The organism is Chlorobium ferrooxidans DSM 13031, assembly GCF_000168715.1.
GTDB classification, from domain to species: Bacteria; Bacteroidota; Chlorobiia; order Chlorobiales; family Chlorobiaceae; genus Chlorobium; species Chlorobium ferrooxidans.
Map to the genome: position 1 here is coordinate 36,589 of NZ_AASE01000015.1, position 14,111 is coordinate 50,699.

Annotated in this window: 11 protein-coding genes; 5 read left to right on the forward strand and 6 right to left on the reverse strand. The window is 49.1% G+C overall.

Annotated features, from left to right (window positions below):
- Positions 1-203: 203 nt before the first annotated feature.
- The 3 genes from CFERDRAFT_RS08010 to CFERDRAFT_RS08020 form a co-directional block, all read right to left on the reverse strand.
- Positions 204-1,265 (reverse strand): radical SAM/SPASM domain-containing protein, encoded by a 1,062-nt coding sequence (locus CFERDRAFT_RS08010; protein WP_006366714.1) that lies wholly within the window; start codon positions 1,263-1,265, stop codon positions 204-206.
- Between the two features lie 62 nt (positions 1,266-1,327).
- Positions 1,328-1,825, reverse strand: coding sequence for a hypothetical protein (locus CFERDRAFT_RS08015; protein WP_006366733.1), 498 nt, complete (start codon positions 1,823-1,825; stop codon positions 1,328-1,330).
- A 525-nt stretch (positions 1,826-2,350) separates the two neighbouring features.
- The gene (locus tag CFERDRAFT_RS08020) at positions 2,351-2,962 is read right to left on the reverse strand and encodes a hypothetical protein (protein ID WP_006366715.1); all 612 of its coding nucleotides are present in this window, start codon (positions 2,960-2,962) and stop codon (positions 2,351-2,353) included.
- 546 nt (positions 2,963-3,508) lie between these two features.
- Between CFERDRAFT_RS08020 and CFERDRAFT_RS08025 the strand changes: the two genes are divergently transcribed.
- From CFERDRAFT_RS08025 to CFERDRAFT_RS08050, 5 genes are all read left to right on the forward strand, one after another.
- Entirely contained in the window at positions 3,509-4,243 is a 735-nt protein-coding gene (locus tag CFERDRAFT_RS08025) for a hypothetical protein (RefSeq protein WP_156778037.1), read from the forward strand.
- Positions 4,244-4,275: 32 nt separating this feature from the next.
- On the forward strand, positions 4,276-5,172 hold the full coding sequence (locus tag CFERDRAFT_RS08030; RefSeq protein ID WP_006366717.1) for a DUF4438 domain-containing protein: 897 nt from the start codon (positions 4,276-4,278) through the stop codon (positions 5,170-5,172).
- Between the two features lie 338 nt (positions 5,173-5,510).
- The gene (trxA, locus tag CFERDRAFT_RS08035) at positions 5,511-5,840 is read left to right on the forward strand and encodes a thioredoxin (RefSeq protein WP_006366718.1); all 330 of its coding nucleotides are present in this window, start codon (positions 5,511-5,513) and stop codon (positions 5,838-5,840) included.
- A gap of 58 nt (positions 5,841-5,898) precedes the next feature.
- A complete protein-coding gene (gene trxB, locus CFERDRAFT_RS08040) occupies positions 5,899-6,834 on the forward strand; it encodes a thioredoxin-disulfide reductase (RefSeq protein ID WP_040433520.1) in 936 nt (311 codons plus the stop codon).
- A gap of 290 nt (positions 6,835-7,124) precedes the next feature.
- Positions 7,125-7,544 (forward strand): Hsp20/alpha crystallin family protein, encoded by a 420-nt coding sequence (locus tag CFERDRAFT_RS08050; RefSeq protein WP_006366720.1) that lies wholly within the window; start codon positions 7,125-7,127, stop codon positions 7,542-7,544.
- Positions 7,545-7,614: 70 nt separating this feature from the next.
- Here CFERDRAFT_RS08050 and bchE read toward each other — a convergent pair whose 3' ends face one another.
- From bchE to CFERDRAFT_RS08065, 3 genes are all read right to left on the reverse strand, one after another.
- Positions 7,615-9,255, reverse strand: a complete 1,641-nt coding sequence (gene bchE / locus CFERDRAFT_RS08055; protein WP_006366721.1) for a magnesium-protoporphyrin IX monomethyl ester anaerobic oxidative cyclase — start codon at positions 9,253-9,255, stop codon at positions 7,615-7,617.
- Between the two features lie 147 nt (positions 9,256-9,402).
- Positions 9,403-10,101 carry a magnesium protoporphyrin IX methyltransferase gene (bchM, locus tag CFERDRAFT_RS08060; protein WP_040433515.1) on the reverse strand — a complete coding sequence of 233 codons (699 nt, stop codon included), beginning with the start codon at positions 10,099-10,101 and terminating at the stop codon, positions 9,403-9,405.
- A gap of 49 nt (positions 10,102-10,150) precedes the next feature.
- Positions 10,151-13,981 carry a magnesium chelatase subunit H gene (locus CFERDRAFT_RS08065; RefSeq protein WP_006366723.1) on the reverse strand — a complete coding sequence of 1,277 codons (3,831 nt, stop codon included), beginning with the start codon at positions 13,979-13,981 and terminating at the stop codon, positions 10,151-10,153.
- Positions 13,982-14,111: the final 130 nt, after the last annotated feature.

Sequence of the window (14,111 nt, forward strand, 5' to 3'; positions counted from 1 at the left end):
CGTCGGATTACCCGATTAACCTGAGGGATAAAGGCACTGATTTCGCCAGAGACAAGGCTCACGCTTTAAGCTCATTGTCGAACAGATCGCCCGCAATATCAGACATCAAAAGCTGTAAATGAAGGGGTACAGAAAAACTGACAGAAGAAAAGCAGAAACAACACATGTTGTCAGTAGATACTGTTCAGAATGGTGTCGTTCACTCAAACGATTCCGGTTTGATGATTTGAACTCATTTCATAGATACAGTAGGCATTTTCAAAAAAATCTTGTTTGGTAAAATAGCAGGCACCTCGGCAACCGGCCTTGCAGAATATTCCCATATCACACTTTTTGCATTTTCCTGCCAATAATGCAGGATCAAATTTCCGGTTATAGGAAAAGTTGTTCTCGTTAAACCAGATTTCAGAGAGTGTTTCTTTACGAAGATTCCCTTCTATAAAAATATCATCATAGAGAGACTCGCATCCTTTTACGTTTCCGATACTGTCGATACCAACAACGCATAAACCAGCCTGACATCCAGACCAGTAGTTGATATTACCCGGCAGACCACGTATATATTTTTCGTTTTCCCCGTAATAGCCGATATTATCGCCGGTATAAACGTGCATTCTGTCTTCATCACGCTTCTCTCTGATAAACGCTGTCAGCTTCCTGATGTTTTCGATGGAAATCATCTGCTCTTTACTGCGGCTTAAATTTCCCATCGGGTTAGCAAGTTGCAGTTGCCATGTCAGCACATTATTCTCAAGCAGAAAATGATACAGCTCTTCAAGATCATCAAAATTGCTATCCAGCAGTGTCGTATTGACTCCTATCGGGATATGTTCTTTGTTCAGGCGATCCATGGTTTGTCTTACCCGATGAAAAGAATTGCTCTTATTTCTGATCCTGTTATGATTTTCTTCCATACCATCTATAGAAAGAGCCACATTGGATAAATTGGCATATCGCACCTCTTCTACCTGTTTGTCTCCAAAGAGAAATCCATTGGTGATCAAATTCACCGTTACCCTGCCATCTGACAGTTTGCGGGCAATCTTCTCCCAACCGTTATAGAGAAAAATTTCTCCCCCTATAAACGTAACATACTCGCAAGAAAGGGCTATAAGCTCATCCACCACTCGTAATGCCTCCTCATTCGATAATTCATTTTCACGTTTATGCCCTGCACGGGAGCCGCAATGAATGCAGTTCATATTGCATTGCAGGGTCAACTCCCAAACGCAATTTTTCGGAGTGTAGTTATTTCTACTCATCATGATTTCTATTTATTAAAATAAACAGGCCGGGAAACCCTTTTCCCGGCCTGTCTGACAACAGTTTATTTTGAAGGAGCTTGGTAAAGAGGAACAGGCGGAGTTCCATAAAGAAGACGATATGAAGGATGTCCTAAACACTGACCCGAATTGGCACCGATAACCACAGTATCACCCAGATTGGTTCTGAAATGCCAGTAGGGCTCCGGTGCTTCCGGATAAGTGAGCGGCCAGGAAAGGGTTATTGCTGTAAATTGATCTCCACCGTTCTGACTATGAAAAATTTTTATAGCTTCATCAATATCTATTTTATATCCATCAAAAGGCACTATGCCAAGCGGACAAGTAACGGGTTGAGGCTGGGTCAATCCAATCAATGGTGGCTGTGCTGCATAATATCCATAGCAGCTTCCATCTTCACCCCTGACAATAACATCCCATCCAAGAACATCTGCTATTGTGCTTCCAATTCCGTTTCTGATTCTTGCACTTTTTCTTTCCAACCCTGTACAGATGACGCCTGTACCTTTTAGACTTGCCTGAATAGCAGTAATCTGTGACATATTCGCTCCTGATTTTAGGTTTTTGATTGTCTGTTATTGATACCTCACAAATAAATTGTCTGGCCTGACCTGTTATGGCGCCCTGATCTTATAGGCCCATCTCTTGCCTTTTGTTAAATAATGCAAAGTCGAACCATCCCTTTGAAGCAAGTAACAGGGAGGGTGTATAACAGCATCAAGCCCACAGGAAAAAGGCTTTTTCCTGTAAATCAGAATATCTCGCTCAACCATGAATTCAGTTCTTTCAGGCTGCATATATCTCTCTGTAAAGGCCTGGGGTTGCTGATTTCGTGACCGAATATGACTGTAACTCGATCAGTAAAGCACATGGAACGAGAAGCCATCATCATCTCCTCAGATCAGACGGCATATCACGTCGCATTTCATGTAATTTTTATTTTTTAATTTCCACATTTTACTCTTTACTTACAAGCCTCATACATAAAAAAAGCAAGGCCCCGTTTTTTGAGCCTTGCTTTTCATCCGCTTTTCCTTGAGGAAACTTCGGGTTTGATGTTTTAACTATCAGATAGTCTGTGCGGTAATCGTGAACGATCCTGCATGGGCACCGGACTCTGTCGTGTTCGAGAAGTTGAGTGTCATCTTGACATCTCCAACGGTCTGGGTCTGGCCGGTAACACCGCGAAGCAGTGTTGTAACCGTTGCTCCTGTAACCGCGCCGCTTACACCATTGGTTGAAGCAAGTCCGTATCCGGTTACACCGATCTTGGAGGTCGAGCCGACCCTCGTTGCCGAGAAATCAGTTCCGGTAATCGATACCGTTGCGGTTCCGCTGCTTGACAGACCGGCAATCGCCCAGGCATTCTTCAGCGTGATGTTGGCGGATGTCGGGCCGACCTCTGTTGCCGATGCAGCAAGAGTTGTTGAGGTATCACCGAGGGTTGTCCATGTTGCCGATAACGGTGAACCGGTCTGCGATGCGCTTGACGAGGTGGCCGAGAAGTTCAGGGCAACCGCGCTGTAGTAGTGCAGAACAAGGTACTCAGGCATCGTCACGGTCGTGGTGGTCGTTCCTGACTGGGAGACCGGTGTTGCCATAGCTGTTGAGGGCATAACCGAGAGACCGAGAAGTGCGGCTCCGAGAGCAAGGGTGCGAAGAGTTTTGTTGCTTTTCATGATCGTATCCTGTTTGGTCGTAGTTGATAATTTTGTGTTTCTGATTCTGTATATAATGCATCAACTACCGTGCCAAATGGCTGAAAACAGTTCATAACCGGTTCGCATGAACGTTCTTTCATTGACGATATCTCTTCATATTGTATGGTTTTGCGGATAAATATGCTCCTGTTTGCAGTTGAGACATATACCCGGCGAAAACGAGCCGGCCATAACGGTATTCAGAGGTGATACGTCTCGTTTTTGGTGCCACGATCCGTTTGATGAGACATATTGTGAGACGATTTGTGCTTCCAGTGGGGTTTTAATACGCTTTACCCGGCAGTAAAATCCGTTGCTCTATACACGTTACTCCGTAACGGTGTTTTGATGGATGAATGTTTGAAAAGACTCGATAAAGAGCTTTGCAAACGCTCGTTTGATTGGAGGCTTTCGGGTTTTTTGTATTTTCCTGAACCCCTGTTTTACTTTCAGGCACTCTTTCCAACTGACGGAACCTTCTGTTTGATCGCTCAGTAATAGTATGCATGACTAAACTGTATGACCATGGCCGGTGAAGCTGACCTGATTCCGGGTATTTTTAGTTATTGTGACCGCTGGTGTGAGCGTTGTGCATTTACCGCTCGCTGTCTTCAGTTTCAGGTTGAATCCGGGGAGCAGAAGAGCGGCAGTGCTCTGCACGAGTTTGATGCACTGAATGCCGGGTTTTGGCAGGAGATGGGTGAAGCTCTTGTCAATGCTATGCGTTACATTCGGGAAATGGCCATAAAGCAGGGTCTTGGTGTTGATGATCTGCAAAAAGAGACCGTGCTCTCCGAACCGCCGGACAGTAAGTATCGTAATGCCCGTGAACATCCCTGTTCTGCAGCAGCTCTTCTCTATGCCGGTATGGTCAATGAATGGTTTGCTGCGGCTGATGATATTTTCGAGGAGGAGTCTCTGCTCATGAACCCTAATCAGCCCTCTTTCAGAGAACCTGTTGAGATTATAAGGCACTATCAGTATTTTATTTATCCTAAAATTGTCCGTGCTGTTGAAGGCAGAATGAACGATATCGCTTCCGGGATCAATGAACCGGATAATGATGCCAACGGTACGGCCAAAATTGCTCTTATTACTATTGATCGCTCACTTGCCGCATGGAGTCTGCTTTATACCGGATTACCCTCACAGGAGGATAGTACGCTCTCTCTTCTTGTTCATCTTGACCGGCTTCGCCGTTCAGTTGAGGTTGTTTTTCCTGCAGCAAGGTCATTTGTACGACCGGGTCTTGATGCATAACTGTATGTGCCTATAACCATTATTAAGAACTCATGCTTAAAACAAACGAACCGCATTTAGTGGAGTTTTTACTGCAGTGTCAGCCGGGGCAGCCGAGAACCAGAGGTAATTGGGAGGTTGACCACCACGGCACGCCGTTTATTCTTCCTTCAATCGGAGGCATTACCCTGAATGTTCAGGCGGGAGATCCTGCATTCGGATGGCAGGGGGATCATATAGAGCCGGGAGTAAGCTGTACTGCCGATACCCAGAAACCTTTCGAACATCCCAACGTAGGAGTGCAGATTTACTCCTGTGCAGGTAATGTTGCCACTGTTGTCACCGGTGAGGCCAAAGGGGCGGAAGGCCGTGTTCTCGGCCATCATGGAGGGTCAGAGCATGTGATTGTCGATTTCACGCGTGAGGTCAAGGAGAAGCTGCTTTACAGCGATACCATTATAATCCGGGGGAAAGGTCAGGGCCTTAAGCTCACGGATTATCCGGCTGTTACCCTGTTCAATCTTGATCCCGACCTGCTTCAGGCCCTGAAGATCCGTGAACTTGACGGTGGTGTGCTTGAAGTTCCGGTTACCACCGTTATTCCTGCTGTCTGCATGGGTTCAGGTATCGGATCCGCACATGTTGCAAAAGGTGATTATGATATTATGACGAGTGACGGTGAAACGGTCAGGGAGTATGGTATTGACAAAATCCGTTTCGGTGATTTTGTTGCGTTGCAGGATCATGATAATCGCTATGGAAGAGCATACCGGAGGGGCGCAATCTCTATCGGTATTGTCGTACACAGCGACTGCATGGAAGCCGGTCATGGGCCGGGGGTTACTACGCTCATGACCTGTGCTTCGCCGCTTATCAGGCCGTTTATCGATCCTGAAGCCAATATTGCCGACCGACTTGGCTTTGGAACCACCCTGAAAATTCCAGCATGAAGGTATGCAATGCATAGCCTGAACCCTGTCCGGTACTCCTGGAGAGGAGTTGCGGCTCCGTAGCCGTTTATGCGTATACTTGCCTGAGGATTTCTCTGAGACGTAACGGCGGATGCCATTGCGATGTTTGCTGCATCAGGCATCTCGCGCCTCTCACACGACCGTCAGAGATTGGAAGAGTGCTGTTACCGAGCTACATGCCGGTCGAAAGAAGCAATGATTATCGCCTGCCCTTTTCTCTTTTTATAAGCGAAATTTAAGTATTTCTTAAGAGCGGTTTAATGATGCAATGGTTATCATAAAATCGTTGTAGTTTTTAACTTAAACGGTAAAGAGAGATGAGCGAAAAATATCTTGCGGCAACGGACCAGAATTTCACAACCGAGATTCTTGAGTCGGATAAAGTGGCTCTGGTTGATTTCTGGGCAACCTGGTGCGGTCCTTGCATGATGCTTGGTCCGGTTATTGATGAACTTGCCGGAGAGTATGCCGGCAGAGCGGTAGTAGCAAAAGTCAATGTTGATGAGAATCCTGCCACAGCAGCCCGGTATGGCATCCGAAGTATACCGAGCCTGCTTATTTTCAAGAACGGCCAGGTTGTAGATCAGTTGCTCGGAGCCATACCGAAAAACCAGATTTCGAGGAAAATGGATCTGCATCTCGCATGATTATGCAGAAGCAGGCAAGTGGGTAAAGAGTTTTATTAATTACAACATCATGACCAATATGGAAAGAGAAGTGCGTGATATCGTTATCATGGGCACCGGGCCTGCGGGATATACGGCAGCAATCTACACCGGAAGATCCAATCTCAAGCCGCTTATTATTGAAGGTTTGCAGCCGGGCGGTCAGCTCATGATCACCACCGAAATCGAGAATTTCCCCGGTTTTCCTGAAGGGATCCGCGGGCCTGAACTGATGTCTAAAATGCGTGAGCAGGCAGCAAAGTTCGGCGCGGAATTTCTTGCAGGGAGCGTGACCGAGGTTGATCTTTCCAGAAGCCCCTTCTCTCTTCAGCTTGAAGACGGTCGTGAACTCTTTACCCACGCACTCATTGTTGCAACCGGGGCCTGTGCCAAATGGCTCGGTATTGAGTCGGAAGACCGCTATCGCGGGAAGGGTGTTTCTGCCTGCGCAACCTGTGACGGATTTTTTTTCCGTGACAGCAAGGTTTTTGTTATCGGTGGCGGTGATACGGCCATGGAAGAGGCGCTCTACCTTACAAAATTTGCCTCGGAAGTAGTGCTTGTTCATCGTCGGGAAGAGTTCCGGTCATCAAAAATCATGAGTCTGAGAGTTCAAAAAAATCCAAAAATCAGGATGCTGCTCAATGAGGTCGTTGATGAAATTCTCGGAGATGGCATGCAGGTAACCGGGATCCGTCTGAAAAACGTCAAGACCGGCGAACTTGTTGAGCACTCATGTGACGGGGTGTTTCTGGCTATCGGTCACTCTCCGAATACCGCTTTGTTCAAGGGGCAGCTTGATCTTGATGACTACGGATATATCAAGACCAAAAAATCATCATCGGAAACCAGTGTGGCCGGTGTTTTTGCCTGCGGTGATGTTCAGGACTTTAACTACCGCCAGGCTGTTACAGCCGTAGGAACCGGCTGCATGGCAGCGGTTGATACCGAGCGCTTTCTTGAAACGATACGCTGAGAAGAATGAGCTAAGTGATAGGTGAAGAGGTATTAGGTTTTAAGCCCTGTAGGGGCGGATGTTGGTAGTCCCTGGGGTTTTTCTTCGTCCCTGTAGTCCTTGAAGTCCTTTGGGTCCTTTTTTCTCTCGGGACAGGTGCTATCTTTTATGCCTGACCCCTGACCCCTGACACCTGGCTTCTTCTTCCATGCCCGCCGGGAATTTTTTTCATTGTGGATGTGTTCTTGTTCTTCCTGTTGTGATAGATTCAAATTCGACTTTTAAAACCCTTAAAAGATGGAGATGCAGTCATGTCACTCAAACTTTATGGAAGGGATCCGTTGAGAATGTTTGAGGATGTTTTCAACGACAAGGTATCACCTTTTTTCTCTTCTATGATCGCGCCCTCATTCAAGGTTGATATCAGTGAGGATGAAAATGTCATCAATATCGAGGCCGATCTTCCGGGCGTCAAGAAAGAGGATGTTAAGGTCTCAATGGATGATGATGTGCTTTGCATCACTGCGGAAAGAACCCAGAGCGAGGAGGAGAAGAAGAAGGGATATCATCGCATTGAACGTTCGTGGGGAAGCCTGAGCAGGAGTTTTACTGTTGGAGAGAACATCAATGCTGAAAAGATCGAGGCATCCTACGATAACGGTGTGTTGAAGATCGTTCTCCCCAAGTCGGAACCGAAGCCCAAAACCGGCAAGGAGATTTCCATCAAATAGGAAACAGCATGTGTAACAAAAAAACCCTCCGGTGTGGAGGGTTTTTTTGTTGTAACCGGTCAGGAATGAATCAGCAGTTGCGCACGGTTGATGAGGTGCGGTCCTTGATGGTGGTTTCATCGAACTCATCCCAGTTATGCTCGTCATGCTCACGCTGATACCCAGCCTCCTTGAGACCGAAGCTCATGTCGGCAACCATCTCCGGACGCAGCTCCTTGAGGTTTTTGACCTCATTCTGTGTCAGGATTCTTGACTTGTCAAATCCAAGATCGATTTCAATCTTGTTGTTCTTGGTCTTGACGCGGTCGATATCGTAAAAGCGCTTGGTAATGGTTGTCTGCGCAAATGCCTTCAGGCATCCGAGCATGTACTTGCGCACATAGGGGTCCTTGATCCAGGGGTAGCTGAAGAAGGTTTTGCGTGCATAGAACCGTGCATATGATTTCAGCACGCCTTTGAGCACATCCTCACGCTCCATGTTATCCGGCTTGATGATCGGGGTAACAAAGTTGTACTTGGAGTAGTCGCGAACCTCAACCCTGTCGCCAAGCTCCTTGAAGAGATCGGAGAATGGCCATGGAGTGTAGATTGTCCAGTTTGCCATATCGGGATCCCAGTCCTTGCAGAGCTGGTAGGTCTCCTCAATGGTCTCGGGAGTTTCATGCTCAAGTCCCATCACAAACTGCGCTTCGGCCACAATACCGTTTTTCTGAAGCAGCTTGATGGCATACTTGTTCTCCTCAATGGTTGTCTCTTTGCGGAACCGGTTCAGGTTCATCTGGCTTGCAGCCTCGGTTCCAAGCGAGACGTGCACAAGGCCCGCCTTGCGGAAGAAGGGAAGCAGGTCGGCATCACGCATGATGTCGGTCACGCGGGTGTTGATACCCCAGGAGACGTTGAGTTTGCGGTCGATAAGCTCCTGACAGAGTGAAACGAACTTCTGCTTGTTGATGGTCGGCTCTTCGTCGGCAAGGATAAAGAATCCAACGTTATATTTTTTGACCAGTACCTCGATTTCGTCAACAAAAAGTTTCGGACTGCGTGCACGGTACCGGCGCCAGAACTGCCACTGTGAGCAGAAGGTACAGGTAAAGGGACATCCTCTTGCAAAGTTCGGTACAGCAAGACGGCAGTTGAGCGGGGTGTAGATATATTTATCCCAGTCGTAGAGACTCCAGTCGGGGGTAAGGGTATCGAGGTCCTCGATCACCGGATGTGCTGCGGTTGCAAAAACCTTGCCCTCGTCATCAAGATAGGCAATACCGGTGATGTTTGCGCGGTTCTCTCTGTCGGTACCGGCGGCAATCTCCCGGATGAGGTTGACGGTTACCTCTTCGCCTTCACCGCGTACCACATAGTCGGTTTCCGGTGCCTCGCTCAGTACCTGCGGGTACATGAAGGTGGAATGAATACCGCCCATGATGGTTCTGATCTTCGGGTCGACCTTTTTGGCGACCTTCATGATATCCTGTGCCTTGAAGATAGATGGGGTAATATTGGTGGCCATCACAACATCAGGCTTGTTTTTTCTGATGATCTCTTCAATCTGATCGTCTTCAAGATTGTCGGCCATGGCGTCAACGAAGCGCACTTGGTCAAATCCTGCCTGTTTCAGGGCACCACCGATATAGGCAACCCAGCTTGGCGTCCAGTTACCTGCAATTTCAGCTCCACCTGAATGATAATTTGGCTGAACCATCAGTATTTTCATCAGTCTTCACCCTCCAGATATGTTTTTTACAAAATAGGAATCTCTTTTCGCGGTAACGGGAACGCCGATCTGCCAGAAAAAAATCCCTTGACTTTTAATTTACAATTTATTTGGAAAAATCTCTTATGGTTTTAGCATAAACCGCACCTACTTGTGCGATGCATTCATCAGCATGGTGTGATAAAAACCAAAACTGATTTTTTCGCGACTTTTCACCTGCATGCCGGCTTTTTCCATTGCCCGCTGCATCTCCTCATCGCGGATCATCTGGATGGTTGTTCTCCGTTCCTTTTTCGGGAAGTAGCCTCCGATCCAGTGCTGGAAGGCAAGAATATTGTTATATGGTGCATAGGTGAAAATAACCGACCCTTTTGTCAGGCTGCTCAGATTCCGGAAGGCCTCGGCAAATCCTTCTGCCGGGTAATGGATCAGCACGTCAAAACAGACCACAGCATCATAGGTGCCGCTGACCGATTCAATGGTATTGACTTCGAACTCGATGTTTCCGTCAACACCCTGCTTTATGGCCTCCTCTTTTGCCTTTCCTACCATCTGCGAGGCTATATCTACAGACTTTACCTTATAACCGGCTTTTGCAAGTCTGATGCTGAAAAGTCCTGTACCGCATCCTGCATCAAGCACGGTTGCTCCTTTCGGCAGTCCAAGTTTCTGCAACCAGTCAAATGCCTTGTCCATCATGACCGCATGACCCTGACGGACGGTATTGCGTACGGAGGAGAGCTTGTCATCCCCGTATATGGAGGCCCAGCGCTGGAAGCCCTGCCCATTGAAATACGAACGGAGCATTTTTTTGTGCTCTTCAGCATTGAAAGAGGAACTGCTCATGGTATAAGTTTTGATGTTTCGTGATGTAGTTAATAAACGTTGCAGGCACTCACTGATGAGCCCCTTCGATTCTTGTTTCAAGGTCTGCATAGAGCTCCTGCAGCTCTTCGATCGTGCCCTCTTCTGCTTCCCAGAATCCACGAGAGTGTGCCTCAAGCAGCCTCCGGGTCATCGATATGGTAGCATGCGGATTAAGAGCGGTAAGGCGTTCCAGCATGGCTTTATCCTGGAGGAACGTTTCACTGAACTGATCGTACGTCCAGTTTTTTACTGCTGACGCTGTAGCACTCCATCCATAGGTGTTGCTGAGATGGGACTCAATCTCTCGAACTCCCTCATAACCGTGTTCCAGCATGGCATCGTACCATTTCGGGTTGAGCAGCTTGGTGCGGGCTTCAAGCGAGACCATTTTTTCAAGCGAACAGATTCTCTGCTTTTTACCCGTACCGTTGATATCGCCCACCATCACCTTCGGTTTTGCCTTGCTAAGCTGCTCCACGGTTTTTGAAACTCCGCCAAGATACTCATAATAATGATCAATATCAGAAATACCGATTTCATAGCTGTCAATATTCTGGAAAGTGAGGGTCACATGTTTCAGTGCGGCGCGTAGGGCCTGAGGGCACTCCTGCCACTCTCCGGCCGGGGTTACGGCAAAACTTTTGCGACTGACGAAGGCATCGGCAAGCTGATTCTCCTCCTCCCAGCTGCTGCTCTCTACCAGGTGATTGACATTTGCGCCGTAGCTTCCGGGAGCGTTCGAATAGACCCGGTTCGAGGCCTCCTCAAAGGAGCAGGTACTCTCCTGCATCTCAGCCAGCACATGCTTGCGTATGAAGTTCATCTCTTCCGGCTCATCAGCCGCAGCGGCCATCCGTGCCGCCCTGTCGAGCAATCGCACCTGCACGGAGAGCAGATCGCGGAAAATACCGCTGATGGTCATGACGACATCAATGCGCGGGCGACCAAGTTCGCTGAGGGGAACAAGTTCTACATCGCTGATCTTGCCCAGTTCATCGGTTTTGGCTGTTGCTCCCATGAGTGCGAGTGCCTGGGCAACGCCCTCGCCATCACTTTTGAGGTTATCCGTTCCCCAGAGGATCAGGGCGATGGATTCCGGCAGTTCACCGCTCTCCTCCCGGTAGTGAAGAAGGAGTTCTTCAGCAAGCCGTTTACCGCTCTGCTGTGCAAATGAGGAGGGGATCGTGTAGGGGTCGAGACTGTGAATGTTACGGCCTGTCGGGACAATCTCCGGATTGCGAACCAGATCATTGCCGGGAGATGGAGGGGTGAATTTCCCCTCAAGCGCGTGCAGCACGGCCTTGAGTTCCCGGTTGTCGGCAAGGTGGATCAGTACCGTGTTCAGGAAGTGCCACAGTCGATGGAGTTCTGCGGGCTTGATACCGGTTTCACGGCGAAGATAGTTATCAGCGTCCGTGATTCTGACAGCAAGGCTTCCTTCAAGCAGTCTTGCTATCGGCAGATCGGGGTGATTCTCCGGATCGAGGTGTCCGATAAAGAGCCTGACGGCTTCACGGGCGATTGCGGAAACCTTCTGCCATTTTACCTGTGCATCGCGCTCACTTCCCATCATATCCTGCAGTTGATGGAAGTCATAGTGCAGGTGACGGCATATCAGTTCATTGAGTGAAATTCCGTCAAGTTCAGGGCGGCTGTGTGCCGAGAGAAGAGCGAGATGCTCTATGAGGCTGCCTGGCGATTGCGCTTCGCCCATGATGTGCAATCCGAGCGGAATCATCCGCTCCTCGATAGTGTAGAGTTCATTCAGCAGCCGTGTGACATACTCTTCGGCCTCTGACTCGTTCAGGGCGGTGTCAAGCTCAAGAGCGGCAGCCAGCTCCCTGATCTCAAGAAGCAGCTCCCGGGAGAATGCCGTGCGGAAAGCAGCAACAAGATCCTTCAGTTTTCGCAAATCCTTGTAGAGGCCGGCATGTTCGAGTGGAGGGGAGAGGTAGCTCAACAGTGTGGCAAACCCCCGGCGTTTGGCAATGGCTCCTTCGCTTGGATTGTTTACACAATAGCAGTAGAAGTTAGGCAGTGAGCCGATGAGCAGTTTTGGCCAGCATGCGGCTGAAAGACCGGTCTGCTTGCCGGGCATGAACTCAAGTGCTCCATGGGTGCCGAAGTGAAGAACCGCATCAGCGTTAAAGCAGTGTTCAAGCCAGGTGTAGAAGGCGGCAAACGCATGGTTCGGTGCGGCATCTTTGGCCATGAGAAGACGCATCGGGTCGCGTTCGTAACCGAAACTCGGCTGCTGGCCGATGAAGATATTGCCAAGTGAGCAGCCGAGAATATGGAAACGGCTTCTGTCGTTCAGGATCTCGCCCGGAGCGTCTCCCCAGAAGGGCTCAATACGCTCATAGGCCGGAAAGAGCCTGCGGTACTCTTCCAGGGGGAGATGAGCCTCCACATTTCCGTCAGTGCCGTAGATGAGCCGGTTCCCCTCAAGCAGCAGATCTTTAAGCGCTTCAGCGCTTTCCGGTACCTCTACAGTATATCCTGCTGTGTTCATTTCGAGGAGCAGGCGGTGCAGGCTTTCGAAAACATTGAGATATGCGGCCGTTCCGGCATTGCCGAGATTTGGCGGAAAATTGAAGAGAACGACAGCAATTTTTTTGTCGGCCAGCGGTGACTGCTGAAGGTTGAGCAGTCGCTGGACTCTGCGGGAAATAATCTCTATCTCCTGCACAAGCGGAACGGTCTGTTCACTTCCGGTTTCTGTACCGGCATAGACCTGTGGTTCTATGGTGCCGTCCAGTTCAGGCACAGCTACACTCAGTGCGGTCTGCATCGGTGTCAGGCCAAGCATGCTTTCACGCCACTGCTCGATGGGCTGAAAAGAGAGCGGTATGAGATTGAAGCAGGGGATATCAAGTTTTTTCAGCACGGCAACCGCCTCAGCAGCTTTTGTTTCCGCAGGCCCCCCTACCAGAGAAAACCCTGTAGCGTTTACCAGGAGTGAGGGTTTCAGTGAACCGGGTGTTTCAGGATTGAAAAACTGTTCGAGTGCCGGGCGAAAATCCAGCCCGCCGCTGTAGGCAATGAAGCTGTTGATCCCTTTCCTCTCAAACGATCGAACCAGAGTGTTGAGGTGCGCCGTGTTTTTGCTCAGTACGGTTGAACGCATGGCAAGGATTGCTACAGGGCCGAGCTTGAGGTCAGGCCTCTTTTTTTGCTGCCAGTCGAGAAATTTGGCAGCCGTAAAAAATGGTTCGGGCGCTTCGGGATGGCAGATGGCTGCATCGGGATAAAAGAGCGGATCCTCCTGCGGCAGTTTGCCTTTCCATCCGGGAGCATACCGGTCAACCAGAAGAGAGAGAAAGCGTTCCAGATTCTCCTGTGAACCATTCAGCCAGAACTGGTGTGCGGCAATAAAGGTATGGATATCACGAGCCTTCCCCGGGATGTGCTTCATGATTTTACTCACACTTCGTACCAGTGCAAGCTGGCGCTGGCTCTCACCGTGGCTCTGTTTTGGTTTCAGCTTTGCCGCCCACTTCTGGAATATCCCGGTTTCCTTCGACTCATCCTTTTTTGGCTTGCGAAGCGAAAAACGACCAAGCCGGGTCTGGGAAACCAGGGCGGGATTGCTTGTTATCATGCAGACCGGGCATGAGAGTGTGTTCAGCATCTTTTCGAGGGGGCGAACAATATCCTCGCTGAAGAGCATTGAACCAAACACGAAATCGGCATTTGGCAAGGCTGTTTCAAGCGTTTCCCAGAGTTTAACGCTGTTATGGAGTCCGAGACTGAAGACAGAAACCTCCAGATCGAGCTGGAACTTCCTGTTAAGCACACCGGCAGCCGCTTTAAGGGTGCTGTTATTGGTGGCTTCCATGGTCAGAAATACAAAACGCATAGGGTAAACCTCTTTATCGAACGTGATTGCCAAACGCTTACACCCTCTTTTGAGGTGTCCGGCATCGTGAAGCGTTACTCTTTCCAGATAGCTGTAATGGCAGCTGAAGAGCAGGGAGCGTAAAGAGGTT

What these genes read in the sequence shown, in the direction of transcription:
- CFERDRAFT_RS08010 (WP_006366714.1), bottom strand. Translation starts at nt 1,265, where the DNA reads ATGATGAGTAGAAATAACTACACTCCGAAAAATTGCGTTTGGGAGTTG.
- CFERDRAFT_RS08015 (WP_006366733.1), bottom strand. Translation starts at nt 1,825, where the DNA reads ATGTCACAGATTACTGCTATTCAGGCAAGTCTAAAAGGTACAGGCGTC.
- CFERDRAFT_RS08020 (WP_006366715.1), bottom strand. Translation starts at nt 2,962, where the DNA reads ATGAAAAGCAACAAAACTCTTCGCACCCTTGCTCTCGGAGCCGCACTT.
- CFERDRAFT_RS08025 (WP_156778037.1), top strand. Translation starts at nt 3,509, where the DNA reads ATGGCCGGTGAAGCTGACCTGATTCCGGGTATTTTTAGTTATTGTGAC.
- CFERDRAFT_RS08030 (WP_006366717.1), top strand. Translation starts at nt 4,276, where the DNA reads ATGCTTAAAACAAACGAACCGCATTTAGTGGAGTTTTTACTGCAGTGT.
- trxA (WP_006366718.1), top strand. Translation starts at nt 5,511, where the DNA reads ATGAGCGAAAAATATCTTGCGGCAACGGACCAGAATTTCACAACCGAG.
- trxB (WP_040433520.1), top strand. Translation starts at nt 5,899, where the DNA reads ATGGAAAGAGAAGTGCGTGATATCGTTATCATGGGCACCGGGCCTGCG.
- CFERDRAFT_RS08050 (WP_006366720.1), top strand. Translation starts at nt 7,125, where the DNA reads ATGTCACTCAAACTTTATGGAAGGGATCCGTTGAGAATGTTTGAGGAT.
- bchE (WP_006366721.1), bottom strand. Translation starts at nt 9,255, where the DNA reads ATGAAAATACTGATGGTTCAGCCAAATTATCATTCAGGTGGAGCTGAA.
- bchM (WP_040433515.1), bottom strand. Translation starts at nt 10,101, where the DNA reads ATGAGCAGTTCCTCTTTCAATGCTGAAGAGCACAAAAAAATGCTCCGT.
- CFERDRAFT_RS08065 (WP_006366723.1), bottom strand. Translation starts at nt 13,981, where the DNA reads ATGCGTTTTGTATTTCTGACCATGGAAGCCACCAATAACAGCACCCTT.